Below are 26,164 nucleotides of genomic sequence, written 5' to 3'. Positions count from 1 at the left end.
TGGCTGCGGGATCCCGTTCTTATGCATGTCCGGTACACGGCGAACGGGCTGTCCTCGCCAGGCGAGCGCTGAGAACCCGCGGCGGTGCAAGCGCCGAGGGTGGGCTAAGCGGCTGCGCCGCTTCAACGACAAAACCGGATGAAAAAGCGGACGTCCCACCGACCCCGGTGCCCCGGGGTCGGTGGGACGTCGTTCGTCCAGGCGGAGTTTCAGTGCCGGAAGCGGTTCTGCGGCACGGTGATCTCCTCGGTCTGCTCGACGTCACCGCGCTGCACCGGCTCGGCCACCGGGCGGAAGTCCTGCTGGGTGTCCTGGTCGGGCCACATCGGCGCCGACTGCGCCTGCGGCGCGGCGGGCGGCTGCGGTGCGGCGGGCGATGGCTGCTCGTCCTCCATGGCCAGGTGCTGCATCACCCAGTCGCGGGCGAGCGTCGCCGGAGAGGTGCCCTGCTTGGCCGCGAGCTCCTTGAGCCGCTCGTTGGCCATCAGGGGCAGCCGGAGCTGGTGGACCTGCGCCGCGCCGAAGCGGCGGCCGGACCCGGTGGACTCGACGTCTTCCTCCGGAGCCAGCGCAGCCAGGTACGACTCGAACTCGTGATCGGGTTCGGCCGGTTCGGCCGTCTTCTGCCGACGGCTGGTCTTGGTTCGTCCTAGAGCCACGTGCCCACGATAACGGTTGGGTTGCGGCGCGCGAATCCCTGTGAGGTCCGTCACTGCCGCTGACGGCCGGGGAAAGCGGAGGGCCCCCGCGTCAGGGGGACGAACGCGGGGGCCGGAGGGGATCTCCACAGGTGCTGACCGGGGGTGTGTCAGCGACCCGATTGTGGCACGCGACGAGCGGCCTTGGGGAGCTTTCGGCGCACGATTCGTGCGTCCGGCGCTTCTCGGGCGGGCCCGGTCGGCGGTCTTGCGCAACGGTTCGACGTGGTAGCCGCCCGAAATGCGTCAGTTCGCGCTGGGCCAGTCGGTGATGGTGTAGCCGGCCTCGGTGATCGCCGCGGTGACCGCATCGCGGCTGAGCTCCTGCTCGCTGAGCACCGACACCTGCCCGCTGGCCACCGCCACCTGCACGTCGGTGACGCCGGGGAGCTCGGAGAGCTCCTCGGTGACCGATCGGGCGCAGTGGCCGCAGGTCATGCCTCCGACGGTGAACGTTCGACTGCTCATGCGAGTTCCTTCCTGAGTTGCCCGGGCCGCGCCGGTGCCACGTTCCGTCCGGTGTGGACGATCAAATCAGGATCCCGGCGCCGCGCGAGCATCCGAAGTGGATCGTGACCCCGGAGAGTGATTACTCAGCGTCGAAGTCAAATCACTCTGTGGGGGGCTGCGGGTGTGGACAACCTGTGGATAGCCTGCGCCGGGAACCCGAGGCCGGGGAGGCGTCATGTACGGGTCGCTGGACGTACGGAAGTTCTTGTGGCAGCAGGAAGACGGACCCTCGCGGCAGTCGCCCGCGGTGCCCGCCCCGCGTGCTGGCGAGCCCTCGCGGATCTCGCCGGAGCAAGTGCACAAGGCGCGGATGGCGGTCGCTCGCGGGGCGGCGGACGCGGAAGATTGCAGACTCCTGCTGGACATGTTGGGATTGGCTCCCGACGAGGACGGGCTGCCTCCGGTCACCCGCTGACCGGTGTCGCGCGGAGGCGTCGCCCGGCGGGCGCGACGCCCCGGGCCGGAGTAACTTCCGGTGGCAGTGTTGATCAACCGTTCGTGGGTCTCATCGCTCGGAAGAGCGGAATCGGCGAACGACTGCCCGCCGGAGCCGAGCCATGCCGAAGCAGCACCGGGCGCAGCTCACCCGCCGCGCCATCCTCACTGCGGCGGCGACGGAGTTCGACCTGGTCGGGTACGAGGCCGCAGCGCTGAACGCGATCCTGCGGCGCAGCGGGACCACCAAGGGAGCGTTCTACTTCCACTTCTCCTCCAAGGCGGCGGTGGCCGAAGCGCTGGTCGCGGACTACGTCGCCGGGCTCGCCGAGCTGCGGCGGGATTGGCTGGAGGGCGGCCGGGACCCGCTGTCGACGGCGGTCGGCCTGACGATCGAGGTGGCTCGCAGGCTGGAGCGGGACGTCGTCCTCCGCGCCGGACTGCTGCTCGCCTGCCGTCGCGTCGGTGCGGTCAGCGACGGCTGGGACGGCCTGATCGACCGCCTGCTGCACGAGTCGGCGGAAGCGGACCAGCTGCGGCCCGGTGCGGATCCGGCGGCGGTGGCCCGGGTCGCCTACGCGGCCCTGGTGGGTGCGCACACCGTCGGCCCGGACTTCACCGGCCTGGCGGAGCGCGTCGCGGAGACCTGGCGGGTGGTCCTCGCCGGGGTCGCCCGCGAGGGGGCGCTGCGGCTGGAGAACACCGACTGATCATGAGTCCCGGATCACATTTTCCAACATTGGCCGGTTTGTCCGTTTTCCCGCTCGGATCGACCGCCTGATGGGTGTCCACCGACCTCTGGGGTGCCCCGTCGCCGAGGCTGACGGAGTGTCGAAATGGCCAGGTCAAGGCGGTAGTTTGATGGGCGAGTGCGGGGCCTGGAGGAGGTCCGCGGCGAGGCGCCTCGGCTTAAGTGACCCCCCTGCGTTGGGCTCGCTGAGGGCATGTCGTAAGCTTTCTTCAACGCCAACGGAGCGGACCTGAAAAGGGAAAGCCGGTTGGAGGCAAGGCCGGGTCGGTTCCGAATCGGCCAAGCCCCCATCGTCTAGCGGCCTAGGACGCCGCCCTTTCAAGGCGGTAGCGCGGGTTCGAATCCCGTTGGGGGTACGAACAACTGAATACAGCAAGCATGGCCCAGTGGCGCAGTTGGTTAGCGCGCCGCCCTGTCACGGCGGAGGTCGCGGGTTCGAGTCCCGTCTGGGTCGCCAAGGCGAACGGCATGAAGCCGGACGCTATCGGCCAGGTAGCTCAGTTGGTACGAGCGTCCGCCTGAAAAGCGGAAGGTCGGCGGTTCGACCCCGCCCCTGGCCACCAACACGAGCTGCGATCAAGCCCTCACCGATCAGGTGGGGGCTTTTTTCGTGCCTTCGGCATGTCACGAGCCCGGTCTCTCCTCATCGCGTTGCACCGTCCACTTCTCCAGCACGCTGTACTAGCACGCCGTGCTACTCTCGCGACCAATCACTAGCACAGTGTGTTGGAAGTCGGTCGCGAACATCGGGGGCAGTCGTGCTGAAGGAGTGGCGACGGGGTCTGGCGGTCAAGCGCGTGAAGGGTGGTGACGGGCGTCCGCTGAAGCGTTTCCGCTGGTGGAACCTGTTCACCGGCCGCTCGCTGTTCTACCTCCAGCTGGCCGGGGACGGCGGCCGTCAGGTGGAGTACGCGATCGATGTGCGGCACTGGGGAGACTCCGAGACCGGCGAGGGCAGGGCGCACCTGTACCGCGACGGTCGGCATCACGCCGAGTCCAAGACGCCTGCCGTCTTCCCGGTCGAGGGCGGCGAGATCGAGGTGGCGATGAGCGGCTTCGGGGTCAAGCGCTGCCACTACGTCACCGGCGACGGGGCGGAGCGCCAGCTCGTGCCGGACGCGAGGTCGGCCGAGGGGCGCCGAGCCCGCCTCGAGCGCGATCGACCAGGGTTGAGCCGGTCGATCGGCATCATCTCGGTGATCGTGCTCGTCGTCGGGTTGGGCCTCAACCTCGTGCAGGTCCTCGAACCGATCTCCCGGATACCTCCGGTGGCCGAGAACGTCGGAGCCTTCGAGTCGCCCATCTCCCTGCCGCTGTGGTTGAACATCGCGCTCGGAGCCGCGGCGGCGTTCGCCAGCGTGGAGCGGGCTCTTCGCCTCCGCTACAACTGGCTGCTCGACGCGGGCGGGAACTGACCGCGCCGCCCGCCCCGGTCAGCGGGGCGTTGCACTCCCGCCGTCCGAGGACAGTTCGGCCTCGACCATGGCGACGAGCTGGTCGGCGGCTGCGGCGGTGTCGTAGGCCGGGTCGCCGAGCTGTTCGGCGACGATCGCGTCGATCCCGCCGCTGATGATGATCGCGAGGGTGCGCAGGTCGGCCCGCCGGTTCGGGCGCGCCGCTTCGAGGATCTGGGCCAGGGGGCGCCACCGCTCGGCGGACTCGTGCTTGGCGGTCTCGCTGGTCATCGCCTCGGTGATCATCCTGGTGTGCCGGGGATGGTCGCGCAGGTGGCCGATCATCGACCGGATGTAGGCCGCGGGGCCGCTCGCGGGTTCCGCCGCCTCCACCGCGGCGGCGACCTCGGCGACCAGCGCGTTGAGGACGTGCTCGTGCGCGGCGCGGACCACCGCGTCCTTCGACGGGAAGTGGTAGAGCACGGCTGCCTTCGTGATGCCGGCTCGTTCGGCGATCCGGGCCAGCGAAGTGCCCGCGTAGCCGCCGTCGGCGACCAGCTCGACCGTGGCCTCGATCAGCTGCCGCCGCCGGGCGCGCTCGGTCAGCGTCAGCTCGGATTCCGCTCGCTCTCTCCTTGACATGGTTCGTATTCTACCAATCGGTCAGAGATTCTACCGATCGGTTAGGAGTGTCGTGAGCAATTCGAAACGTCGTCGCCGATGGCTCATCGCCCTGGGGGTCGTCGCCGGACTCGTGGTGGTCGCCGCCTTCGCCACGCGCACGCCCTCGCCCGTCGGGCACTGGGACGGCGCGGAAGGGCGCGATCGCTTCATGGCGGCCTATGACCAGGCATTTCAGGATCTTCCGGCAGTTGCGGACACGGTCGACGTGCGCACCGACTACGGCGTCGTCCGCTTCTACCGCTTCGCGGGCAGCGGTGAGGCCTCGGCGCCGCTGGTGCTCCTCCCGGGCAGGTCCTCGGGGAGTCCGGTGTGGGCCGACAACATGCCTTCGCTGCTGGAGGTCGGCGACGTCTACACCGTGGACCTGCTCGGTGAACCGGGCCGCAGCGTCCAGGACCGCCCCATCGTCGACGACGCGGACCAGGCGGCCTGGCTGCACCAGGCGCTCGCCGGACTGCCCGAGGAGCGGTTCCACCTGGTCGGGCTCGCCATCGGCGGGTGGAGCGCGGCCAACCTGGCGATCCGGCAGCCCGGTCTCGTCGCCTCTTTGACCCTGGTCGACGCGGTCTTCGTCTTCGACGACCTGCCGCTGGGCACCGTCGTGCGGTCCATCCCGGCGTCCCTGCCGTGGCTGCCGAAGTCGTGGCGCGACGGCTTCAACTCCTACACGGCGGGCGGCGCTCCGGTCGAGGACGTGCCGGTCGCGCGGATGATCGAGGCGGGGATGCAGCACTACCAGCTGCGCCTGCCGCAGCCGACCCGCATCACCGAGGAGCAGCTGGCCGGGCTGGACGTGCCGGTGCTGGCGCTCATCGCCGGCCGGTCGGTCATGCACGACCCGGAGGTGGCCGCCGCGACGGCCGAACGCGCGCTGCCCGCGGCTTCGGTGCGCGTCTACCCCGACGCCTCCCACGCCATCAACGGCGAGCACCCGGACCAGATCGCCGCCGACATCGCGGAGTTCCTGAGCGGTCGTGCGCGAGTCTGAACCCGATCTGCAACCACTTGCAAAATGCAATCGGATCGGTTTAGTGTTCGGGTGTTCACGAAGAGCACTTCAACCGGAAGGCCGGACATGTCGCGCAACATCGAGACCGTCAACACCTACCTCGACGGTTTCCGCAAGAACGACCACGAGCAGATCCTGTCCTGCCTGACCGACGACATCCGCTGGACGGTCTTCGGTGGCTTCCAGCTGACCGGCAAGGAGGCCTACGACAAGAACATCGACGGCGCCCCGGTGTTCATCGACCCGCCCGAGCTGGAGGTCGTGCGCATGGTCGAGCAGGACGACGTCGTGATGGCCGAGCTCAACGGTGTGGCGAAGTACGCCGCGGGCGGCGAGATGCGCATGTCGATGGCGGAGGTGTTCGTCATGCGCGACGGCAAGATCGCCGAGCGCCGCGCCTGGGTGATCGAGCTCAAGGAGAACGACTTCCGCTGACGGGGCGTCGAACTGTGACCGTGGTCACAGCTCGCTCGAACGGCCTCGGGAGCCCGGCACTCCCTCGATACTCCCCGGAGAGTCGATCTTCGGGAGGGACACCGTGGCCGATCTCCAAGAGCCGGGGCCGCGCACCAACGGCCTCGCCGTCGCATCGCTGGTCGTGTCGGTGGTCGGGCTCGTCAGCTGCTGGGGAGGCCTGTTCATCGGGCCGGTCGGGGCGATCCTCGGGCACCGGGCGCAGGCCGCGATCAGGCGCGACCCGGGCAGCTACGGCAACCGGGGGCTGGCGCTCGCCGGTGTCGTCGTGGGCTGGATCGCCTTCGCTCTCGGGATCCTCGGCGTGCTCTACTTCTTCCTCACCGCGCCCGCCCAGACCGCCGACATGCTGGGCGGCATCTTCGGCATCTTCGGATAGCCAGGACGTTCGCCCGGTGCTCCCGGGCGACCGCATATCCTTGGCGACCTGATGTCTGCGACTCTCGTTGCCGCCAATCTCGCCGCCGGGCACGGCGACCGCTCCCTGTTCTCCGGGCTCGACCTCGTCGTGGCCCCCGGCGACGTCATCGGGCTCGTCGGAGCCAACGGCGCCGGGAAGTCGACGTTGCTGCGACTGCTCGGCGGGCTCGACGCACCGGAGCACGGGGACCTGCGGCTCTCCCCGGCCACCGCCACCGTCGGCTACCTGCCGCAGGAGCCCGACCGCCGCCCGGGCGAGACGGTGAGCCAGTTCCTCGCCCGCCGCACCGGCGTCGCCGCGGCGCAGCTCGCGATGGACGACGCGACCGCCGCACTTGCCGAAGGCGCGGCCGGTGCGGATGACGCCTACGCCGAGTGCCTGGAGCGCTGGCTGAGCTTGGGCGGCGCTGACCTGGAGGAACGCGCCGAAGGAGTGGCCGACCAGCTCGGTCTGGCCGTCGAGCTCGACCAGCCCATGACCTCGCTGTCCGGTGGTCAGGCCGCGCGCGCCGGGCTCGCCTCGCTGCTGCTGTCCCGCTACGACGTGTTCCTGCTGGACGAGCCCACGAACGACCTCGACCTCGAAGGGCTCGCGCTCCTCGAGGACTTCGTGCGCGGGCTGCGCGCCGGGACCGTCGTCGTCAGCCACGACCGCGAGTTCCTGGCGCGCACCGTCAACAAGGTCCTGGAGCTCGACCTCGCCCAGCAGCAGATCAACCTCTACGGCGGCGGCTACGACGCCTACCTGGAAGAACGCGACGTGGCGCGCCGCCACGCGCGCGAGGCCTACGAGGAGTACGCCGACAAGAAGTCCGCGCTGGAGGCCCGCGCCAGGATGCAGCGCTCCTGGATGGACAAGGGCGTCCGCAACGCCCGCCGCAAGGCCACCGACGGCGACAAGATCAGCCGCAAGACCCGCTCCGAAGCGTCCGAGAAGCAGGCCGCCAAGGCGCGGCAGACCGAACGGCTCATCGAGCGGCTGGACGTCGTGGCGGAGCCGCGCAAGGAGTGGGAGCTGCGCATGGAGATCGCGGCGGCGCCCCGCTCCGGCGCGGTCGTCGCCTCGCTGAGCGGCGCGGAACTGCGGCGCGGCGACTTCACCTTCGGCCCGGTGACCTTGCAGATCGACTGGGCGGATCGCGTCGCGATCACCGGTGCCAACGGCTCCGGCAAGTCGACGCTGCTCGGCGCGCTCCTGGGCCGCGTCGAACTGGACGCGGGAACCGCCGCGCTCGGTTCCGGTGTCGTCATCGGCGAGATCGACCAGGCCCGAGCCCTGTTCCACGGATCCGAATCACTGCTCGACGCGTTCTGCGCCGCGGTGCCGGACACCGAGCCTGCCGAGGTCCGCACGCTGCTCGCCAAGTACGGGCTCAAGGCCGACCACGTGCTGCGCCCGGCCACCACGCTCTCGCCCGGCGAGCGCACCCGTGCCGCGCTCGCGCTGCTGCAGGGGCGAGGTGTCAACCTGCTGGTGCTCGACGAGCCGACCAACCACCTCGACCTGCCCGCCATCGAGCAGCTGGAGTCGGCGCTCGACTCCTACCCGGGCACGCTGCTGCTGGTGACCCACGACCGCCGGATGCTCGACGCGGTCCGCACCAACCGCCGCCTGGAGATGGCCAGCGGGAAGCTGACCGAAGTGACCGCCTGAGCTGCGCTTCCAGCTCGGAAGTAGGGACGCCCCCGCGCTCAACCGGCCTGGGGGTTACCGGGAGTGCGGGGGCGTCAAGGTCCACCCCTGGGGGTCAGGTGGACGGCGTCCATGCTACTGCGTGGTATCCGAGATGTCTCTAGGGGCAGAGATCTTTTTTCTCGCGGACCGTCGTGAACCGGAGGAAGAACTGGGTCAGCGGGCCTATCGCCGCTGCGTACAGCACGGTTCCGACGCCCACTGTGCCGCCGAGCACCCAGCCGGCGGCGAGCACGCAGAGCTCGATGGTGGTGCGGACCACTCGGATCGACCAGCCGGTGCGGGCGTGCAGGCCGGTCATCAGGCCGTCCCGCGGACCCGGACCGAGCCGCGCGCCGACGTACACCGCGGTGGCGATCGCGTTCAGCACGATCGCGGCGACCATCAGGGCGATCCGGCCGGGCAGTGCGCTGAGCTGCGGTGTCAGCGCGAGGGTGAGGTCCACCGCGACCGCGATGACGACGACGTTGGCCACCGTGCCGATGCCCGGCGGCTGCCGCAGCGGTAGCCAGGCCAGCAGGACGAGCACGCCGGTCAGCGCGGTGATCGCCCCGAAGCTCCAGCCCAGCCGCTCGGCCAGGCCCTGGTGCAGGACGTCCCAAGGGTCCAGGCCCAGCTGCGCGCGGACCATGAAGCCCATGCTGATCCCGTAGGCGGCCAAGCCGGCGAGCAGCTGCGCGAGCCGGAAGACCGGTCGAGTCCGAATCGGAAGCGGTGAGAGGTCCACTTGGACCGTTGCGGGGGCCATTGACTCTTTATAGAACAGGATTGGCTTTATTTGCGATGTCCAATCCAGTTACATTGGATGCATGGTGTTCACGACGTCGGCCCAGATCCACGGGCGCAAGCTGGTCGAACTGCTCGGTTCCTGGCACGGTTCCGACCGACCGTCGTCGCAGCTGCTGGCCGCCGCGGTGCGCCACCTGGTGCTGGACGGGCGGTTGCCGCCGGGGACCAGGCTGCCGGCCGAGCGCGAGCTCGCGGAGAGCCTCGGCGTCAGCCGGACGCTGATCGCCCGGACGCTGGACCGGCTCCGCGAGGAGGGCTTCGCGGCCAGCCGTCGCGGCGCGGGGTCGTGGATCGGGCTGCCGGATTCGGAGCGGGGCAACGAGGCCCACGGCGGCTGGTTCCCGCCCGAGGACGCCGAGGTCCTGAACCTCGCGCAGGCCACGCCCAGCGCGCCGCCGGAGCTGTGCGCGGCGGTGGACCGGGCGCGGCTCCGCCTGGCCGAGCAGCTGCCCGGGCACGGCTACCAGCCGCACGGCCTGCCCGTCCTGCGGGAACGGCTGGCGGAGCGGTTCACCCGGCGCGGGCTGCCGACGACACCGGAGCAGATCCTGGTCACCAACGGCGCCCAGCACGCCTTCGCGCTGGTGCTGCGGATGCTGGTCTCACCGGGCGAGCGCGTGCTCGTCGAGCACCCCACCTACCCGAACGCGCTGGAAGCGCTGCGCGGGATCAACGCCATGCCGGTGGCGGTGCCGATGGTCGAGCACGGCTGGGACCTGGAGCTGCTGACCGCGAACCTGCGCCAGACCTCGCCCCGGCTGGCCTACCTGATCCCGGACTTCCACAACCCGACCGGCATCCGGCTGCCCGCCGAAGGCCGCGAGCGGCTGGCCCGCGCACTGGCCCGGACCTGCACGAACGCCGTCGTCGACGAAACGCTGGTGGACATCGACCTGACCGGTGAGCGGCCACCGCCGCCGATGGCCGCGCTGACCGACCGGGTGATCACCATCGGTTCGGCCAGCAAGTCGTTCTGGGGCGGCCTGCGGCTCGGCTGGATCCGGGCCTCCGAGGAGTTCGTGCAGCGCATGGTCGTCGGCCGCGCCGCGCTGGACCTCGGCAGCGCGGTGTTCGAGCAGCTGGTCCTGGCCGAGCTGCTGGCCGACGCCGACGAGGTGCTCGCACGCCGGTGCGCCGAAGCGGTCGAGCGGCGGCAGTGCCTGGTGGACGCCCTGCACGAGCACCTGCCGAACTGGCGCTTCCGGATCCCCGACGGCGGTCTGGCGCTGTGGTGCGACATCGGCGCCCCGGTGAGCAGCCGGCTCGCGGTGGCAGCCGAGCAGCACGGCGTGCGGGTCGCTCCTGGCGCGCGGTTCTCGGTGAACGGTTCCCTGGAGAACTGGATCCGCCTGCCGTACACGCTGCCCGGTGATCAGCTGGTGGAAGCCATCCGCCGCCTGGCCGCGGCGGCCACCGCCGTGCCCGGTGGTGGCCCCACGGTTCTCACCGCACCCATCGCCTGAGAGCTCTGTCGGCGTAGCCGTCCGCGCCCTTGCGAGCGGCGTCAGCCGCTTTGAGCACGTACGCAGCTTGCACCCGCCACGCAGACCAGCCACAGGTTCTGAGATCGCAATCCGCGGACGGCCGCCCCGCTTGGGACGGCCGCCCGCACGCCGCCGACCGCTCGTCGGCACGGCCCCTCGTCGTGCCGATGAGCGGTTCGGGCGGCAGGTGTCGCCCCGGTGCCGCAGGGGCATTTGCGGCACCGGGGCTGGGGCCCAACGCCTTCACGGTTCGGCAGGTCAGAGACGTCGCCGGGAGGCTGGTGGGGCCCCGATCCGACCCGGCCGGGCGCAGACGGCCGACTCGGAGCTGGGTGCGCGTGCGATAACCAGAGTCACCGCCGAAGCGGTTCGGTGCAGCGTCAGTCGGGGGATGCCGACGGTTCGGCGGATGCCAGACCCGTGAACGGGCGGTTCTCCGGGTGCGTCGAGCCGACCGCCGACGGGCAGGTCAGGCTCGGTCCGGTCGGGAGGACGACCAGCGCGGTCCGCAGGTCGTTGACCCCGCCGCCGGATCCTGGAGCGGGCTGCGGCGAGGTGTTGTGGTCGCCCGGCGGGGCTTCGTCGGCCGGTTCGGGTTTGGTGGGCGCGCGCGGTTCCGCCGGGGTGCGGAGGTGCGTGCGCGGCACGGCGACCGGTTCCGCTGGCAGCGGCGCGGCCTGCGCGGGGCTGGGTGGTTCCGCGGGGCGCTGCTGCGCCGGCGGCGGCACGGTCGGTGCGGCCGCCGGGGTCGGCACCGGCTCGTCGATCGCGGCAGGTGGTTCCTGCGCGCCGAGCGGTGCAGGCGGTTCGATCTCCACGACGTCGGGCTGCTCGGGCGCTGGTCGCTGCACCTCGTCCAGCACGGGGCGCAGGTCGTCCAGGCGCGGTGGCGCGACGTCCGGTCGGGCAGGGGCGATTTCGATCCGCGGCTGCTCGACGTCGGGCAGCTCGACGGCCTCGGCGGCGGAGCTGCCGCCGAGCCATCCGCCGATGCACAGGCCGCTGAGCAGCGAAACCCGTGCCACGAGCAGGGCGAGCCGCGATCCGGGACCACGCCGCGCGCAGTTTCCGGTCACGTTCACCACCGCCTGTCGGTCGGGTCCGCGCGGTCGGGCGCGGCATCAGCGTTGGTTGCGCCATGATCGGCGCCGTTGGTGGCATTCAACCATTTCGAGCGGCGGTTTCGCGCCACCGACCGCGAGGAGAGCAGCGGTTGGTCCAGCATTCTCCACGCAATCGGGCGACTAGGGAAGATCTGCCGCCCCGTCGGTCGGGTGAGTCCGCCTCCGGGGGTCGGCGTGTCCGCTGTGGACGGATGCGGCCGCGGGCACAGTGTCCGCTGTGGATCAGGGAAGTGGGACCCGGCTCGGCGTCGCCGAACTCCGGCAGCTGTGGGCCGCCTACGGGCACGACCTGCTGCTGCACGACCCGGGCGGGCGCGGCGAGTGCCTGGTGCGGCGCGGTGAGCTGATCGCGACGGCGGAGGCGCTGGATCCGGTGCTGGATCGGTACCGGAGGTGGGTCGACGACGTCCAGCACGACGAGGGCCTGCTGCTGGCCAGGGTCCGGTTGCGCGGTGCGGAGCGGGACCGCTGCGTCGACATGGCGCGCGAGACGGCCGGTGTCGCGGCCAACCACGTGCACTTCGGCTGCCCGGTCATGTACGGAACGCCCGTTATGTACGGAACCGGGGCGCAAGCGCAGCAGGCGCCGCCGGTCCCGGAACCGCCTGCGGCGCAGTGGGAACCGCCGGTGGTGGTCGGAGTGCTGGACACCGGTTGCGATCCGCACCCGTGGTTCCGGGAGCGGCCGTGGTTCGAACCGGTGCCGGAAGTGCTCGACGCCGACGACGACGCGGGGCAGGACCGGCAGGCGGGCCACGGCACGTTCGTCAGCGGCGTGCTGCTGCAGCACGCGCCCGGCGCGGTGCTCCGGGTCCAGCGGGTGCTCTCGTCGCTCGGCTTCACCGACGACTACACGGTGGTGGCCGGGCTGCGTTCGCTGCGGCTGGCCGCCGCTTCGCGCGGTGAGCGCGTCGGAGTCGTCGTGCTGACCGCCGGCTGCCACACCGCTGATGACGAGTGCCCGCCGATCCTGCGCGACGAGCTGGCGCACTGGTCGGGCTCGGTGGTCGTCGCTGCGGCCGGGAACCAGGGGCTGAGCAGGCCGTTCTGGCCCGCGGCGCTGCCGTCGGTGGTGGCCGTCGCCGCTACCGGGCCGGACGGTGCGCTGGCGGAGTTCTCGAACTTCGGGGCCTGGGTGGATGCCGCCGCGCCGGGAGTCGCGGTCACCAGCAGCTTCGTGCGCATGACCGGGAACGGCCGCCGCGACTTCGGCTTCGCGAGCTGGAGCGGCACGTCCTTCGCGGCGCCGCGGGTGGCCGCTGCCATCGCCACCGCGTTGCACGAACGGCGCACTCCGGAGGAAGCGACGCGGTTCTTCCGGCTCCGCTCCAGTTGAGCTCTGCCGGGTTCGCGCTGCGCGGCCATGGTGAAGAAGATTCGCGGAAACGGAAGTGATCACCCGATATCTCCCGGGATCGCTACCCGTTCGAGCGGTAATCGGCGTGAGGTGAATCTGTGCGGCCTGCTCGCTCCTCTATTTACCCGGGGGCACGAAGATCCGGGAGCGGGGAGGAACAGGTCGTGCACGAGGTCGGGGAGACCGGCGCCGCGGCGGTGTTGTTGCACCGGGCGGCGGCCGGTGATCAGCAGGCGTGGCGGGAGCTGGTGGACCGCAACGCGCCGGTGGTCTGGGGAGTGTCGCGGGCGTTCTCCGCGAACGCCGCGGATGCCGAGGACATCTGCCAGGCGACGTGGCTGCTGCTGGCGGAGAACCTGGAGCGGCTGCGCGATCCGGAGTCGCTGTCCGCGTGGTTGGTGACCACTGCGCGCCGCGAATCGCTGCGGCTGCACCGCGCTCGGCAGCGGGAATCGCCGGTGGGGCTGGACGCGGAGTCGCTCGTCGGGGCCGAGCACGCCGAGGCGCCGGAGCACAAGGTGCTGCGCGAGTGGACGAGTTCGCGGTTGGCGCAGTCCTTCGCCGAGCTCCCGCAGCGCTGCCAGCAGCTGTTGCGGGTGCTGGCAGTAGCACCGGAGGCGAGCTATGCGCAGGTCAGCGAGGCTCTGGGCTGGCCGCGCGGCACCATCGGGCCGAAGAAGAGCCGCTGCCTGGCGGAGCTGCGGCGGCGGATGCTCGCCAGCGACGTGCCCGAGGAGGTGGCGGGATGAACGCGTGGCTGCCGACCGAACTGCGCGAGCTGCGGGACCTGTTCTGCGCCAGCGATCCCGTTCCCGAGCGCGCGCTCGCGGGCGCGTACGCGGCGATGTCGCGCCGGATGGCCTACCAGGACCCGGTTTCGCTGCGGTTGATCGGGGATTCGGCGGAGTCGCCTGCCAAGGTGCGCTCCATCGGCCCGGCGGAGCCGCGGGTGCTCACCTTCGCGATGCCGGGCCGGGTGCTGGAGCTGGACCTGGCCCCGGTGGAGGAGGACCGGTACCAGGTCTCCGGCCTGGTGCTGAACCGAGCGGGCGGAACGCCGCCGACCGGCGACGTGGTGCTGCGGCACCGCTCCGGTGAGTGCACGTGCGCGCTGGACGAGCACGGTGCGTTCCGGGTGCTGGACGTCCCGCGCGGTCCGCTGAGCGTGGTGTTCCGGCCGCTGCGGTCGGCACCCGCCGTCGCGGATTGGCTGGTCTGTTGAGCGCCGGTGCGGCGGTGGCGCCGCTGGACCGGATCGGTGCCGCGCTGTGGTGGCGGGACAACGCCAGCTCGGCGCCGGAAGCCGCGATGCGCAAGGCGGCGGAGCTGCTGGCGGGCACGGACGGCGAACTGCGCGTGCTGGCCCGGCACATCGCCGCGCTGGCAGCCGTCGAGCAGGGACGGGTGCGGCAGGCGCACCGGCACGCCCGGCTCGGGCTCGCCGCGGCGCGCCGTGCGCAACGGTGGCAGCTGGCCGCGCAGCTGCAGCTCACGCTGGCGTGGATCGAGCTGGAACGGGGTGATGTCGACGCCAGCTGGGCGAACCTGGTCGCGGCGGAACCCCGGTTGCCCGCTGCCGAGCAGGGACGAGCCGCCTGCCTGCGGGGATTGCTGCACTGCCAGGGCGATCAGCACCGGGAGGCGCGCGCCGAGCTGACCCGGGCGTTGCACAGCCTGCGGGCCGACGACGATCGGCGCTGGGTGGCCAACGCGCTGATGGGGCGCGGCCTGGCCAACATGTACTCGAACCGGTTGGTGGCGGCGGAGAACGATCTGTCCGCGGCGGAGCGGGTCTTCGCGGCCGGTGGGCAGTCGGCGCGGGCCGCCGGGTGCCGGCACAACCGGGGCTGCGTCGCGTTTCGCGCCGGGGACCTGCCGCGTGCGCTCCGGCTGTTCGAGGAAGCGGTCGCGGCGGGCCTGGACGTGCGATCGAGCCCGGAAGCGCTGGTGGACCGGGCGGAAGCGCTGGCCGCAGCCGGGCTGGCCGCCGACGCGAGGGCGGTGATGGAGCAGGCGGCGGAGCGGTTGGCCGCCTGCGGGCGGGCCGGGCGGCTCGCGGACACCAGGCTGGCGCTTGCCGGCTGCGCGCTGCGTGTCGACGACCTGCCGGCCGCGGTGCAGGCGGCGAACAGCGCGCGGCGGTTGTTCCGCGCGCAGCGCCGCCCCGCTTGGGCTGCGGTGGCGACGGCCGTGGCGTGGCAGGCGAAGCTGCGCGCAGGCCAGTGCTCGCGGTACGCCCTGTCGGCCGCGCGGCGAGCGGCTTCGGCGTGCGCGGAGTCGGGCTGGATCGGCTTGGCCGCGGAGCTCCGGCTCACCGCGGGCAGAAGCGCGGCTCGGGCGGGAATGCGCACGGCGGCCCGGAAGCTCTTCGCCATGTGCGCGCCGCTGCGCGAAGCCGCGTCGGCGCCTCCGCAGCACCGGGCGCTGGGCTGGTTGGCCGAAGCGCTGCTGGCGGAGCAGGACGATGATCTGGAGCGGTTGTTCGAGGCGTGCCAGGGCGGATTGCGCGCCGTGGACAGCCAGCTCTGCGACATGGTGGCGTTCGAGCTGCGGGCGCACACCGCGGGCTTGGCGACCGAGCTCGGCGACCTCGCGGTCGGTGCCGCGCTGCGCACCGGGGATCCCGAGCTGGTGCTGAGCTGGACGGAGCGGTCCCGGGCCAGCGCCCTGCACCGCAGAGCTCTGCGGCCGCCGGTGGATTCGAAGCTGAACTCGGCTCTGGTGCGGCTGCGCTCGGCGGTGCGGGAGACCCGGAGCACGCGAGGTCCGCTGCGGGTCGTCGCCGGATTGGAGGAGCAGGTCCGGCAGCGCGCGATGCTGGTGGAAGGCCGGACCAGCGGGCTCCCGGCGCCGTGCGGACTGGGCGAGGTGAGCGGCGAGCTCGGCGAATCCGCCTTGCTGAGCCTGTGCTCGCACCGGGGCCGGCTGTTCGCTGTGTCCATTGTGGATGGAAAGGCTCGACTGCACGTGCTCGGCCCGGAGAGCAGCGCGCACGCGCAGGCGGCCAGGCTCCGTCACCTGCTCTCCAGGCAGGCCGCCGGAACCGCGCCGCGCGCCGCGCCGATGTTCGAGCACGGTGCGCGGCAAGCGGCGGAGGAGTTGCAGGCGCAGCTCCTGGATCCGGTGCTGCCGGTGCTCGGGCGGGAGCGCCCGCTGGTGGTGATCCCGACCGGGCGGCTGCACGTGCTGCCCTGGGCTGCGCTGCCCGCGTGCCGTGGCCGGAGCATCACCGTGGTGCCGTCCGTGCGGTGCTGGCTGCGCGCGGCGCTGGACGCTCGCGCTGCCGATCCGGCGGGCACGGCGGTGTGGATCGCCGGGCCCGGGTTGGACCACGCGGAGCGCGAAGTGCGGGCGTTGCGCGGTGCGGCGGGCGGTCGGTTGCTGACCGGCGCGGATGCCACCACCGAGCAGGTGCTGTCCACTGTGGATGGGGCGGCGGTGGCGCACATCGCCGCGCACGGCCGCTTCCGCGACGACCAGCCGCTGCTGTCCTGCCTGGACCTCGCGGACGGCCCGCTGTACGCCTACGACCTGGACAGGCTGCACCGGGGTCCGGCCACGGTGGTGCTGTCGGCGTGCGACGTGGGCAGGTCGGCGGTCGGTCGAGGGGATCAGCTGAGCGGCCTGGCGACCACGCTCCTCGGCCGCGGCACGGCAACGGTGATCGCCAGCGTCGTCCCGGTCCCCGACGAGCGCACGGTGGACGTGATGACCTCGCTGCACAGATCCCTCAGCGGCGGAGTCGCACCGGCCGAAGCCCTCGCCGCCGCCCAAGCCGAACACGGCGAGTCCGGCTTCGTCTGCCTCGGCTACGGAGGTGATCGATGACAGCTGTCCGAGGTGGAGCGAGGTTCAGAGCTTGTGGAGGCGGTTGATCGCTTCGTCGAGGACTTCGTCGCGCTTGCAGAAGGCGAAGCGGACCAGGTGCTTGGCCGGGTCCGGGTTGTCGCAGAAGACCTGCACCGGGATCGCGGCCAGGCCGATGCGCTCCGGCAGCGAGCGGCACAGCTCTGCGCCGTCCTCGAAGCCGAGCGGCCGGACGTCGGCGCAGATGAAGTAGGTGCCTTCGCTGCTGAGCACGTCGAAGCCTGCTTCGGCGAGGCCTCCGGCGAGCCGGTCCCGCTTGCGCTGCAGGTCCTTGCGCAGCTGCTCGACCCAGTCGAGCTCGTTGCGCAGGGCGTGCGCGACCGCGGGCTGGAACGGTGCGCCGCCGACGAAGGTCATGAACTGCTTGGCGGCGCGCACCGCGGCGACCAGCTCGGCCGGACCGCAGATCCAGCCGATCTTCCAGCCGGTGGCGCTGAAGCTCTTGCCCACGCTGGAGATCGACAGCGTGCGCTCGGCCATGCCGGGCAGGGTGGCCAGCGGGTGGTGCTCGCGACCGTCGAAGAGGAGGTGCTCGTAGACCTCGTCGGTGATGGCGATGACGTCGTTCTCGCGGCAGACCTCGGCGATGGCGGCCAGCTCGGCGTCGGTGAACACGGTGCCGGTCGGGTTGTGCGGCGAGTTCAGCAGCAGCGCCCGCGTCTGCGGACCGACCGCGGCGCGCAGCGCGTCCAGGTCGAGCTCGAAGCGGTGGTCGGGGCCCTGCCGGAGCGCGACGGTGCGGCGGACCCCACCTGCCATCGCGACCGCGACCGGGTACGAGTCGTAGTACGGCTCGATGAGCACGACCTCGTCACCGGGCTCGACCAGGGCGAGCATCGCGGCGGTCAGCGCCTCGGTGGCGCCGACGGTGACCAGCACCTCGTCCTCGGGCCGGTGCTCGACGCCGTAGCGCGTGGCGCGGTGCTCGGAGATCGCGGCGCGCAGCTCCGGCTCACCGGCTCCCGGCGGGTACTGGTTCACGCCGTTGGCGATCGCCTCCTGCGCGACTCGCAGCATGCCCTCGGGGCCGTCGGTGTCCGGGAAGCCCTGGCCGAGGTTGACCGCGCCGGTGCGGCGGGCCAGCTCGGTGATCTCGGCGAAGATCGTCGAGGTGAACGGGCGCAACCGGGTGGTGAGGGCTGGAGTACGCACGTCTGCCGAGAGTAGTCGAAACGCGCGGCGGTGTGCGGGTCCAGCCGGGCGCTGTCCAGGACGTGGAACGCCGGAGCCGCGATCCACCATGCGCACGTGCTCCGACCAGGCGGTTCCCGTCCTGCTCGGAACACGTGGAAACCGGTCGGAACGGACGTCCTGGGGCGTGCTTCCGCGGGCGTTGTGCCCGCCGACGGAGTGAGCACCCGACGAGCACTGCCACAATCGGTGTGTGCAGCCCACATCGGTTTCCGACACTGACAAGCGCCGGCGCCTGCGGCGGATGAAGGCCGTCGCAGGCGGACTCCTGGTGCTCGCGGCCGTGATCTACGTCTTCGCCCGCTGGCAGGAGAGCAGCGGTGCGGCGTGGGCCGGCTACGTGCGGGCCGCCGCGGAGGCGGGCATGGTCGGTGCGCTGGCGGACTGGTTCGCGGTCACCGCGCTGTTCCGGCGACCGCTCGGGCTGCCGATCCCGCACACCGCGATCATCCCGACCCGCAAGGACGTGATCGGCCGCAGCCTCGGCGACTTCGTGGGCTCGAACTTCCTGTCCGAGCAGGTGGTGCGGGACAAGCTGCGCCGGGCCGAGATCAGCCGCCGGCTGGGCGGCTGGCTGGACGACGAGGAGCACGCGGAGCGCGTCACCTCGGAGCTCGCCACCGCCGTGCGCGGTGCCGTGCAGGTGCTGCGGGACGACGACGTGCAGGCCGTGCTGGAGCAGGCGGTCGTGCGCAAGGTGCTCGCGCAGCCGTTCGGGCCGCCGCTCGGCCGGATCCTGGGGCAGGTCTTCGCCGACGGCTCGCACCACAAGCTGGTGGACCTGGTCTGCGATCGCGCCTACGACTGGGTGCGCGACAACCACGACACGGTGCTGCGCGTGGTGAGCCAGCGAGCGCCGTCCTGGTCGCCGAAGTTCTTCGACGCCATGGTGGCCGACAAGATCTACGCCGAGGTGCTGTCCTTCGCCTGGGCGGTCAAGACCGACCCCGAGCACCCGATGCGCAAGGCCGTCGACCGCTTCCTGGTCGAGTTCGCCGACGACCTGCAGAACGACCCGAAGACGATGGCCAAGGCCGAGCAGATCCAGCAGCAGGTGCTGGAGCACCCCGAGGTGCAGAACCTGGTCGCCTCGGCCTGGGGCACCGCGAAGAAGATGCTGCTCGACGCGGCCGAGGACCCGTCCAGCGAGCTGCGCGTCCGGGTCCGCGACGGCCTGCGCTCGCTGGGCCGCAGGCTCGTCGAGGAGCCGGAGCTGCAGGCCAAGGTCGACGGCTGGGTGGAGAGCGCCACGGTCTACGTGGTGTCCAACTACCGCGACGAGCTGACCACGCTGATCACCGACACGGTGGAGCGCTGGGACGCCGACGAGACCTCCCGCAAGATCGAGCTGCAGGTCGGCCGGGACCTCCAGTTCATCCGGATCAACGGCACGGTGGTCGGCGCCCTCGCCGGCCTGGCGATCCACAGCGTCTCCCAGCTGTTCTTCTGACCGCTCAGGCGGTGGTGTGGCGCTCCCGCCAGGAGCGGGCCTTCTCCCGGTTGCCGCACACCCGCATCGAGCACCAGGTCCGGGACCGGTTGCGGGACCGGTCGTAGAACGCCCACTGGCAGTCGTCGGCCGGGCAGATCTTGATCCGGTCCCAGTGCTCGGTGTGCACCAGCCGGGCGGCCGCCACCAGCACGGTGCCCAACGCATCGGCGCCGGTCAGAACGGGTATGCCGCGGTGCAGCCGGACCTGCACCGGCCACGCCGTGGCGAGCTCGGGTGGTCGGACGCCGTAGGAGACCGCGCTGCGCATGGAATCGCGGATCTCGCGCGCCGCTTCGACGTCGGGTGCCGCCCCCAGTCCGCGATCGGTGCACCACTGCTGCCACTGGTCGTGGTCGTCCAGGGTTTCGGTGCCGTCTTCCGCGTCGCAGGTGTTGAGGAAGGCCAGGACTAGCTCGATGTCGTGGTCGAAGTCGAGTTCGACCGCCTCCAGCGTCGGTGGTCGTACCACTTCCGGAGCGACAGCTCTGCTGCTCACGAACACCATCGTAAGCCAGTAGGGGGTTGTGCCGGGCCTGCGTAACCGGCATAGTTGTCACGCCGGTTAGTAACCTATCAATCAGTTTTGATGGTTAGGGGTGCGTGATGAATCCGATTCAGATCGAGCCGCAGGACACCGGGCACGCGCTGACCGCCGCGGCGGCCCGCGAAGCGGAGATCGACCGCGCGCTGAGCGAAGGCGGCAGGCTTCGGCCACGCTGGCTTGACCAGTTCGCCAACTGGTGGGCGGTGGCCACGGCCCCGCTGAGCCCTGGCGCAGCGGTCGACCCGGGCACGCGCCGCGCGACCGCCTGAACCGATCGGAGTAGCGATGACCCAGCTCGAACTGGCGGCGTTCGCCATCGACTGCCCGGATCCGCGTGAACTGGCCGACTTCTACGGCAGGTTGCTCGGCTGGCAGGTGGACGAGGAGGCCTCCAACGCGGACTGGGTCGAGCTGGCGAATCCGAACGGTGGTGCGCCGCTGGCCTTCCAGCGGGATCCGGACTACCGCCGGCCGACCTGGCCCAGCGGTGAGGTGCCGCAGATGATGCACCTGGACATCCGGGTGCACACGATCGCCGAGGGCTACAAGCGAGCGGTCGGGGCGGGCGCGACCCCGCTCCCGCAGCCGCCCGACCAGCAGGACGCGAAGTTCCGCGTCTACGCCGACCCGGCCGGTCACCCGTTCTGCATGTGCGCCTGCCAGGACTGAACCAGGCCCTGCTCGGCGGGAGCAGGGCCTGGCGTCATCGGGCGGAGACCACTTCCTGCGCGACGTCGGGTTCGCGCAGCATGACGACGATCGCCGCGGACAGCAGTGCGCAGAGCGCCGCGCAGGCCCACAGCAGGATCTGCCAGGATTCCGTGAAGCTGCCCGCGACGAATTCGAAGAACGACTGCTGCGCACCGGCCGGCAGCGACGACACGGGGCCGGCCAGATCGCCCGCGTTCACGTCGTTGGCCAGCGCCTCCGGCGTTCCGCGGTAGGCCCGGCACCTGCGCCCAACCGCGGCTGAGCGACCGCTGCATCAGGTCGACCAGCGCGGAGCCCGCCGCTGCGATGGCGAGCGCTTCGCTGCCGAGGCGCACCGTGTTGAGCAGTCCTGCGGCCGTGCCGGTCTTCTCGTCGGGGACGGCGGCCAGCGCCGCACCGTCGACCAGGCCGAAGTTCAGGCCCAATCCGACGCCGAGCGCGATCAGCGGCCCGGCCAGCGCCGCGATGCCGATCCCGGGGTGGAGCACGGCGGCCAGCCATCCGATCCCGGCGGTCAGGCAGAGCAGGCTGGCCGCGAACACCGCGCGGGTGGACACGCCCCACCTGATCAACCGCCCGGCCAGCAGCGGGGTCACCAGGATCGGCAGCGTCATCAGGAGCATCGTGCTGCCCGCCTCCTGGCTGGTCGACCGGTTCGCCACCAGCAGGTAGTTCGGCAGCAGCGGCAGCAGGATCACGAACGACAGGGTCGCCACCACCGGGATCGAGCACAGCGCCGCGAACTTCGCGTTGCGCAGCAGGCCGAGATCGAGCATCGGATCGCGGCGCCGCCGCTCCACCAGTGCGAACAGCCCCAGGAGGAGCGCCGCTCCGGCCAGCAGCCCCAGCACTCCGGGACTGCTCCAGCCCCACTGCGGTCCTTCGACCACGCCCAGCAGGAGCAGGAACGTGCCGCCGATGAACGCGGCGGTGCCCGGCCAGTCCACGCCGGTCGCCGCAGAACCGCGCGATTCCCGCATCGCCGGAACAGCGCACAGCACCGGCAGCATCAGCAGAGCGTGCGCGGCGAAGAACGACCGCCAGCCCAGGGTGTCGGCCAGCGCTCCTGCCAGCATCGCCCCGAGCGCCAGCCCGCTCCCGGTCGCGATGCCGACGGCGGCGAAGGCCCGGGTGCGGGTGGCACCTTCGAAACTGGTGGCGACCAGGGAGCTGCCGCTGGTCAGCAGCGCGGCGGCCCCGGCCCCGGCGATCCCGCGGGCGATGTCGAGCAGGTGGATGTCGGCGACCACCGCGCTGGCCGCCGAAGCCGATGCGAACACCACCGCGCCCACCAGGAACATCCGGCGCCGGCCGAGCAGGTCGGCCAGCGAGCCGCAGGCGAGCATGAAGCACGCGAAGGTCAGGTTGTAGGCGTGCACCACCCACTGCAGCGCGTCCAGCGAAGCGCCGGTCTCGGCCCCGACGTGCGGCAGCGCCACCGCCGACCCGGTCACCGATGTCGGCAGCACCACCAGGGTGAGCAGCACGGCTGCCAGCGTCGACATCGATCGTGCGGAGCTCATCGCACCGCCACGGAACCGACGAGCCCGCCGTCGACGACGAGGTCCTGCCCGGTGATGTAGGCGGCGTCGTCCGAGGCCAGGAACGCCACCGCCGCGGCGACGTCCTCGGAGTGGCCGAGCGAGCCGAGCGCCACCTCGGCCGAATTCCGCGCCTCCGAACCGGGGTCGGTGTTCAGGCTCCGGTACATCGCGGTGTCGATGTAGCCGGGGCTGACCGAGTTCACGCGGATCCCGCGCGGAGCGAGGTCGGCGCCCAGCGTGCGCGCGAGGTTGTGCACCGCAGCCTTGCTGGCGGAGTAGATCGAGCCGGTGGCCAGCCCGCGGTGCAGCGTCCAGGAAGCGTTGATGACGATCGCGCTGCCGTCGCGCATCAGCGGGAGCGCTTTCTGGATGGTGAAGAAGACGCCCTTGACGTTGACGTCGACGGTCCGGTCGAAGTCGGCTTCGGTGATCTCCGCGCTGGGCTTGAAGATCCCGGTCCCGGCGTTGGCGAAGACCGCGTTCAGGCCGCCGCGCCAGGTCTCGACGCGGCGCATCAGCTGATCGGTGTCGGCGAGCGAAGCGACGTCCGCGCGCACCGCCAGGACCCGGTCGGTGTCGAGCCGGGCGATCGCCGAGTCGAGCCGAGCCTGATCGCGGCCGGTGATGGCGACGTACGCGCCTTCGTCGAGCAGGCGGCGCGCGGTGGTCAGGCCCATGCCGCTGGTGCCGCCGGTGATCAGGGCGGTCTTGTTGGTGAATCGCTGCATGCCGACGATGCTCGGGCCGATCGCGCGTTCCCAGGAGTGTCGGCCGAACCTGGGTCTGCCACCACCAGTCAGCCCGTGGCGGGTTCGGTCAGGAGCTCGGCGATGCGGGATTCGGCGTTGCTGCCCGGCTGCGGGTTGTGCAGCAGCAGCCGGTGGCCGGGCAGGTCGGGCAGCGGCAGGGTGGTGTACTCGAAGATCAGCTCACCGGCCTGCGGGTGGCTGAGGGCCTTGGTGCCCTGGGCGTTGCTGCCGATGCGGTGCTCGGCCCAGATCTCGGCGAACGCCGGGCTCACCGCGCACATGTCGGTGGCGAGCCGGTCGAACTCGGGGTCGTCGGGGTAGCGGGCGGCGTCGGCCCGGTACTGGCCGAGCATGGCGCGCGCGGCGTCCTGCCAGTGGCAGATCGCGGACTGGTAGCGGGCGCTGGTGAAGAAGGTGACCAGGCAGTTGTGGTCGTCGGGGCCGTAGCCGAAGACGACCTGGGCCGCGCGGTTGAGCGCGACCAGGTTCCAGTGCCGGTCGATGATGTAGGCGGGTCTGGGCATCCAGCCGTCGATCACCCGCTGCAGTTCGGGCGAGGCCTGCCGCTGCACCGGTTGGGCCTGCGGCGGGTTGAGCCCTGCGAGCAGGTAGAGGTGCTCGCGCTCGGCGGCGTCCAGCCGCAGCACCCGCGCGATCGCATCCAGCACGTCGGGGGACACGTTGATGTCCCGGCCCTGTTCGAGCCACGTGTACCAGGACACTCCCACCCCGGCGAGCACCGCGACCTCTTCGCGCCGCAGCCCCGGGGTGCGCCGCGTGCCACCGGCCGGCATGCCGACGTCCGCCGGGGTCAGCCGTGCGCGCCGGGAGCGCAGGAAGTCGCGGATCTCGGCGCTGCGCCGCTGTCGTGCCCCTGCGGGAAGCCGGGAGATCTCCATGCCGCCATGCTAGGTCCCGCGAACGGGTGCAAGCAGGGTGCTTGCAAGAGTTAGCACTCGTGCGTATCGTGGTCGGTGACCGGAGAGGTGCTAGCCCGTGGAACGTGTGGACAAGGCAGTCAACAAGGCCGTGAACCAAGCGGTCAGCGACCTCGGCGGCTACATCCGGACGCAACGCAACAACGCCCAGATCTCGTTGCGGCAGCTGGCGAAGCTCGCCGGTGTGTCGAACCCGTACCTGAGCCAGGTGGAACGCGGGTTGCGCAAGCCGAGCGCGGAGATCCTCCAGCAGATCGCCAAAGGACTGCGGATCTCCGCCGAAGCGCTCTACGTGCAGGCCGGGATCCTGGAGCGCCGCGAGAGCGGGCCGGTGGTCGACGCGATCCTCGCCGATCCCCAGCTCGACGAGCGGCAGAAGCAAGTGCTTCTGGACATCTACGCCTCGTTCCGCCGCGAGCACGACGACCGGCCGGGCGAGGACAGCCAGCAATCCGAGGAGTGACCACCCATGCCGGGTTTCCCGAAGACCGAGGACGTGAACAAGGTGCGCGAGCAGGCCGAGAAGGCGTTCGGCGACGCCGTCGAGCAGGCCCGCACGCCGCTGCTCGCCGCGCTCGGCGCCGGTGACCTCGCCGCGCAGGCCCTGCTGGAGGCGGTCAACAAGGTCCGCAGCCAGCTCAACGAGCGCGCCGAGGCGGCTCGCCAGGAACTGCCCAACGACCTCGACGAGCTGCGCGGCAAGCTCGACCCGGCCGAGCTGCGCAAGCGCGTCGACGCCTACAGCCAGACGGCCAAGCAGCTCTACGACTTCCTGGCCGAGCGCGGTGAGGAGACCCTGCACCGGCTGCAGGACCAGCCGCAGGTCAAGAAGGTCTGGAGCCAGGTCGGCACCGCGCAGGACAAGGTCGAGGAGACGGTGGACGAGGTCCGCGACCTGGCCGACGACGTCCTGGGCAAGGTCAGCCGCCCGTTCACCAAGGCCGAAGAGGCCCCCACCGAGGAAGCCCCGGCCGAGAAGGCCGAGAGCGCGGAGGCACCCAAGCCCGCCGCGACCCGCAAGCCGGCGGCCAAGTCCACCGCGAAGAGCACGGCGAAGCCCGCGGCGAAGAAGACCACCAAGCCCAGCGACAGCTGAACCCCACCGGCGGCGCCGCGGGCAGGGGCGCGTCAATTTCGCGCGAAATTGACCGTCACCTGCTGCGACGCCGCCCGGCGGAGTTCCGTTCGGGTGAGGTCCGGGGGCGTGCGGTGTGTTGGGGCGGCTCGGCCCGTCGGCGGGTGCCCGCGCCGACGCTCGGCACGTAAGGTGGAGACGTGGATTTCACCGGCTTGGCTTTGTACCAGTGGATCTTGCTGGCGATCTGGATCGCGTGCATCCCGGTCGGGGTCTTCGCGTTCGTGCACGCTGCGCTGCAGCGCCCTGACGCGTTCACCGCCGTGGACAAGCTGAGCAAGGCGAAGTGGCTGCTCATCACGGGTGCCGCCGCGGTGCTGCTCATCCTGGACCAGCGCGGGCCGTACGGGATCATCTGGATCGCCGGGCTGATCGCCTCGCTGGTCTACATCGTCGACGTGCGCCCGAAGGTGCGGGAGATCCAGGGGCGGTCCTGGTAGTGCTGTCCCGCTGGACCGCGCACGGCCGCGGTGGGCCGGTGACGCTGGTCGTGCACGGTTTGGGTGCGACCGAGGGCGAGGCCCGCATCCCTTCGTCCGGGCTTCCGGGCACCCGCGTCGTCGTCACGCTGCCGGGGCACGGCAAGGCCCCGGACGCTCCGCCCGGTTACTGGAACTACGCGACCATCGCCGCGGACGTCCTCGCGATCGCCGACGAGGTGGAAGCGACTCGTGCGGTCGGTGTTTCGCTGGGCGCGGGCGCGCTGACCCGCATCGCCGCCGAGCGCCCGGACCGGTTCGAGCGGCTGGCGCTGCTGCTCCCGGCAGCCTTGGACCGGCCTCGTGACGTCGCGGCGACCTGGTCCTTCGAACGTCTCGCCGACGCGGTCGGTGATCCGGAGGAGCTGCGGAAGCTCGTCGCGGCGGATCTTCCGCCAGGCGCCGAGGTCGGGGACTACGCCGAGCAGCGCGCTGCCGCGCTGATGCGCCTCGAAGACGCCCTCCGCGAACTGCCCGAGCAAGCACCGCTGGCCGACGCGGCCCCGCTGAGCTCCGTGGGCTCGGACGTGCTCGTCGTCGGTGCCACCGATGATCCGCTGCACCCGGCGGAGGTGGCCAAGGCAGTGGCCGCGGCCTTCGCCCGCGCGCGGCTGGAGATCTTCCCCTCGCCCGCACCCATGCTCACGCACCGCCGCGAGCTGCGCGGACTCCTGGTGGACTTCCTCGGCTGA

Annotated in this window: 29 protein-coding genes and 3 tRNA genes; 22 read left to right on the top strand and 10 right to left on the bottom strand. The window is 71.5% G+C overall.

The genetic code is table 11. The annotated features are described in order from the left end of the window. Positions 1-209 precede the first annotated feature (209 nt). Both OU416_RS34170 and OU416_RS34165 read right to left on the bottom strand, forming a co-directional pair. Entirely contained in the window at positions 210-659 is a 450-nt protein-coding gene (locus OU416_RS34170) for a hypothetical protein (protein ID WP_270931205.1), read from the bottom strand. Between the two features lie 285 nt (positions 660-944). After that, positions 945-1,166, bottom strand: coding sequence for a heavy-metal-associated domain-containing protein (locus tag OU416_RS34165; protein ID WP_270931204.1), 222 nt, complete (start codon positions 1,164-1,166; stop codon positions 945-947). A 217-nt stretch (positions 1,167-1,383) separates the two neighbouring features. Between OU416_RS34165 and OU416_RS34160 the strand changes: the two genes are divergently transcribed. The 6 genes from OU416_RS34160 to OU416_RS34135 all read left to right on the top strand — a co-directional run bounded on the left by OU416_RS34160 (position 1,384) and on the right by OU416_RS34135 (position 3,809). After that, positions 1,384-1,623 carry a hypothetical protein gene (locus tag OU416_RS34160; RefSeq protein WP_270931203.1) on the top strand — a complete coding sequence of 80 codons (240 nt, stop codon included), beginning with the start codon at positions 1,384-1,386 and terminating at the stop codon, positions 1,621-1,623. A 142-nt stretch (positions 1,624-1,765) separates the two neighbouring features. Next, positions 1,766-2,353 (top strand): TetR/AcrR family transcriptional regulator, encoded by a 588-nt coding sequence (locus OU416_RS34155; RefSeq protein ID WP_270931202.1) that lies wholly within the window; start codon positions 1,766-1,768, stop codon positions 2,351-2,353. 324 nt (positions 2,354-2,677) lie between these two features. Continuing rightward, positions 2,678-2,750: transfer RNA gene (locus tag OU416_RS34150), tRNA-Glu, on the top strand. 24 nt (positions 2,751-2,774) lie between these two features. After that, positions 2,775-2,851 (top strand) — tRNA-Asp (locus OU416_RS34145). A 29-nt stretch (positions 2,852-2,880) separates the two neighbouring features. Then, positions 2,881-2,957 (top strand) — tRNA-Phe (locus tag OU416_RS34140). A 195-nt stretch (positions 2,958-3,152) separates the two neighbouring features. After that, positions 3,153-3,809: a hypothetical protein gene (locus tag OU416_RS34135; protein WP_270931201.1), complete on the top strand. Its 657-nt coding sequence runs from the start codon at positions 3,153-3,155 to the stop codon at positions 3,807-3,809. Between the two features lie 18 nt (positions 3,810-3,827). On the opposite strand, the gene OU416_RS34130 is transcribed toward OU416_RS34135, so the two are convergent. Next, positions 3,828-4,430: a TetR/AcrR family transcriptional regulator gene (locus OU416_RS34130; protein WP_270931200.1), complete on the bottom strand. Its 603-nt coding sequence runs from the start codon at positions 4,428-4,430 to the stop codon at positions 3,828-3,830. Positions 4,431-4,482: 52 nt separating this feature from the next. On the opposite strand from OU416_RS34130, the gene OU416_RS34125 reads away from it, so the two are divergent. The 4 genes from OU416_RS34125 (at position 4,483) to OU416_RS34110 (ending at position 8,029) form a co-directional block, all read left to right on the top strand. Beyond that, positions 4,483-5,460 carry an alpha/beta fold hydrolase gene (locus OU416_RS34125; protein WP_270931199.1) on the top strand — a complete coding sequence of 326 codons (978 nt, stop codon included), beginning with the start codon at positions 4,483-4,485 and terminating at the stop codon, positions 5,458-5,460. An 87-nt stretch (positions 5,461-5,547) separates the two neighbouring features. Continuing rightward, positions 5,548-5,916 (top strand): nuclear transport factor 2 family protein, encoded by a 369-nt coding sequence (locus OU416_RS34120; RefSeq protein WP_270931198.1) that lies wholly within the window; start codon positions 5,548-5,550, stop codon positions 5,914-5,916. Positions 5,917-6,019: 103 nt separating this feature from the next. Next, positions 6,020-6,334: a DUF4190 domain-containing protein gene (locus OU416_RS34115; RefSeq protein WP_270931197.1), complete on the top strand. Its 315-nt coding sequence runs from the start codon at positions 6,020-6,022 to the stop codon at positions 6,332-6,334. Between the two features lie 51 nt (positions 6,335-6,385). Then, the gene (locus OU416_RS34110; protein WP_270931196.1) at positions 6,386-8,029 is read left to right on the top strand and encodes an ABC-F family ATP-binding cassette domain-containing protein; all 1,644 of its coding nucleotides are present in this window, start codon (positions 6,386-6,388) and stop codon (positions 8,027-8,029) included. Positions 8,030-8,168: 139 nt separating this feature from the next. Here OU416_RS34110 and yczE read toward each other — a convergent pair whose 3' ends face one another. Beyond that, positions 8,169-8,816: a membrane protein YczE gene (gene yczE / locus OU416_RS34105; RefSeq protein WP_270931195.1), complete on the bottom strand. Its 648-nt coding sequence runs from the start codon at positions 8,814-8,816 to the stop codon at positions 8,169-8,171. Between the two features lie 61 nt (positions 8,817-8,877). On the opposite strand from yczE, the gene yczR reads away from it, so the two are divergent. Continuing rightward, complete coding sequence (gene yczR / locus OU416_RS34100) at positions 8,878-10,320, top strand: MocR-like transcription factor YczR (protein WP_270931194.1); 1,443 nt, start codon at positions 8,878-8,880, stop codon at positions 10,318-10,320. A 401-nt stretch (positions 10,321-10,721) separates the two neighbouring features. Here yczR and OU416_RS34095 read toward each other — a convergent pair whose 3' ends face one another. Beyond that, a complete protein-coding gene (locus tag OU416_RS34095; RefSeq protein WP_270931193.1) occupies positions 10,722-11,417 on the bottom strand; it encodes a hypothetical protein in 696 nt (231 codons plus the stop codon). 265 nt (positions 11,418-11,682) lie between these two features. On the opposite strand from OU416_RS34095, the gene OU416_RS34090 reads away from it, so the two are divergent. The 4 genes from OU416_RS34090 to OU416_RS34075 all read left to right on the top strand — a co-directional run bounded on the left by OU416_RS34090 (position 11,683) and on the right by OU416_RS34075 (position 16,650). Beyond that, positions 11,683-12,801: a S8 family peptidase gene (locus OU416_RS34090; RefSeq protein ID WP_270931192.1), complete on the top strand. Its 1,119-nt coding sequence runs from the start codon at positions 11,683-11,685 to the stop codon at positions 12,799-12,801. A gap of 185 nt (positions 12,802-12,986) precedes the next feature. Continuing rightward, positions 12,987-13,571 (top strand): RNA polymerase sigma factor, encoded by a 585-nt coding sequence (locus tag OU416_RS34085; RefSeq protein WP_270931191.1) that lies wholly within the window; start codon positions 12,987-12,989, stop codon positions 13,569-13,571. Then, entirely contained in the window at positions 13,568-14,044 is a 477-nt protein-coding gene (locus OU416_RS34080; RefSeq protein WP_270931190.1) for a hypothetical protein, read from the top strand. Before OU416_RS34085 ends, OU416_RS34080 begins: the two co-directional genes overlap by 4 nt. Continuing rightward, positions 14,029-16,650 (top strand): CHAT domain-containing protein, encoded by a 2,622-nt coding sequence (locus OU416_RS34075; protein ID WP_270931189.1) that lies wholly within the window; start codon positions 14,029-14,031, stop codon positions 16,648-16,650. Before OU416_RS34080 ends, OU416_RS34075 begins: the two co-directional genes overlap by 16 nt. 24 nt (positions 16,651-16,674) lie before the next feature. Here OU416_RS34075 and OU416_RS34070 read toward each other — a convergent pair whose 3' ends face one another. Continuing rightward, complete coding sequence (locus tag OU416_RS34070; protein WP_270931188.1) at positions 16,675-17,841, bottom strand: pyridoxal phosphate-dependent aminotransferase; 1,167 nt, start codon at positions 17,839-17,841, stop codon at positions 16,675-16,677. A gap of 283 nt (positions 17,842-18,124) precedes the next feature. On the opposite strand from OU416_RS34070, the gene OU416_RS34065 reads away from it, so the two are divergent. After that, positions 18,125-19,330, top strand: a complete 1,206-nt coding sequence (locus OU416_RS34065) for a DUF445 domain-containing protein (RefSeq protein WP_270931187.1) — start codon at positions 18,125-18,127, stop codon at positions 19,328-19,330. Between the two features lie 4 nt (positions 19,331-19,334). Here the strand turns inward: OU416_RS34065 and OU416_RS34060 are convergent, their stop codons facing one another. Continuing rightward, entirely contained in the window at positions 19,335-19,877 is a 543-nt protein-coding gene (locus OU416_RS34060; RefSeq protein ID WP_270931186.1) for a CGNR zinc finger domain-containing protein, read from the bottom strand. 98 nt (positions 19,878-19,975) lie between these two features. Between OU416_RS34060 and OU416_RS34055 the strand changes: the two genes are divergently transcribed. Together OU416_RS34055 and OU416_RS34050 are read left to right on the top strand one after the other, a co-directional pair. Next, a complete protein-coding gene (locus OU416_RS34055; protein WP_270931185.1) occupies positions 19,976-20,185 on the top strand; it encodes a hypothetical protein in 210 nt (69 codons plus the stop codon). 16 nt (positions 20,186-20,201) lie between these two features. Further along, positions 20,202-20,585, top strand: coding sequence for a VOC family protein (locus OU416_RS34050; protein WP_270931184.1), 384 nt, complete (start codon positions 20,202-20,204; stop codon positions 20,583-20,585). On the opposite strand, the gene OU416_RS34045 is transcribed toward OU416_RS34050, so the two are convergent. From OU416_RS34045 to OU416_RS34035, 3 genes are all read right to left on the bottom strand, one after another. Next, positions 20,552-22,150 (bottom strand): MFS transporter, encoded by a 1,599-nt coding sequence (locus OU416_RS34045; RefSeq protein WP_270931183.1) that lies wholly within the window; start codon positions 22,148-22,150, stop codon positions 20,552-20,554. The two genes, OU416_RS34050 and OU416_RS34045, sit on opposite strands and share 34 nt — an antisense overlap. After that, a complete protein-coding gene (locus tag OU416_RS34040; protein ID WP_270931182.1) occupies positions 22,147-22,899 on the bottom strand; it encodes an SDR family NAD(P)-dependent oxidoreductase in 753 nt (250 codons plus the stop codon). Before OU416_RS34040 ends, OU416_RS34045 begins: the two co-directional genes overlap by 4 nt. Before the next feature lie 68 nt (positions 22,900-22,967). Further along, positions 22,968-23,819: a helix-turn-helix transcriptional regulator gene (locus OU416_RS34035; RefSeq protein WP_270931181.1), complete on the bottom strand. Its 852-nt coding sequence runs from the start codon at positions 23,817-23,819 to the stop codon at positions 22,968-22,970. A gap of 97 nt (positions 23,820-23,916) precedes the next feature. Between OU416_RS34035 and OU416_RS34030 the strand changes: the two genes are divergently transcribed. The 4 genes from OU416_RS34030 to OU416_RS34015 all read left to right on the top strand — a co-directional run bounded on the left by OU416_RS34030 (position 23,917) and on the right by OU416_RS34015 (position 26,164). Then, on the top strand, positions 23,917-24,321 hold the full coding sequence (locus OU416_RS34030) for a helix-turn-helix domain-containing protein (protein ID WP_270931180.1): 405 nt from the start codon (positions 23,917-23,919) through the stop codon (positions 24,319-24,321). A 6-nt stretch (positions 24,322-24,327) separates the two neighbouring features. Next, the gene (locus OU416_RS34025; protein ID WP_270931179.1) at positions 24,328-24,954 is read left to right on the top strand and encodes a hypothetical protein; all 627 of its coding nucleotides are present in this window, start codon (positions 24,328-24,330) and stop codon (positions 24,952-24,954) included. A 179-nt stretch (positions 24,955-25,133) separates the two neighbouring features. Continuing rightward, positions 25,134-25,433: a DUF2516 family protein gene (locus OU416_RS34020; RefSeq protein WP_372907180.1), complete on the top strand. Its 300-nt coding sequence runs from the start codon at positions 25,134-25,136 to the stop codon at positions 25,431-25,433. Positions 25,434-25,471: 38 nt separating this feature from the next. Further along, positions 25,472-26,164: an alpha/beta fold hydrolase gene (locus OU416_RS34015; protein ID WP_270931178.1), complete on the top strand. Its 693-nt coding sequence runs from the start codon at positions 25,472-25,474 to the stop codon at positions 26,162-26,164.

The sequence above is a fragment of the Saccharopolyspora indica genome, assembly GCF_027853965.1.
In the GTDB taxonomy this organism is placed as follows: Bacteria; Actinomycetota; Actinomycetes; order Mycobacteriales; family Pseudonocardiaceae; genus Saccharopolyspora; species Saccharopolyspora indica.
This window is presented reverse-complemented; position numbering and strand designations above follow the sequence as displayed.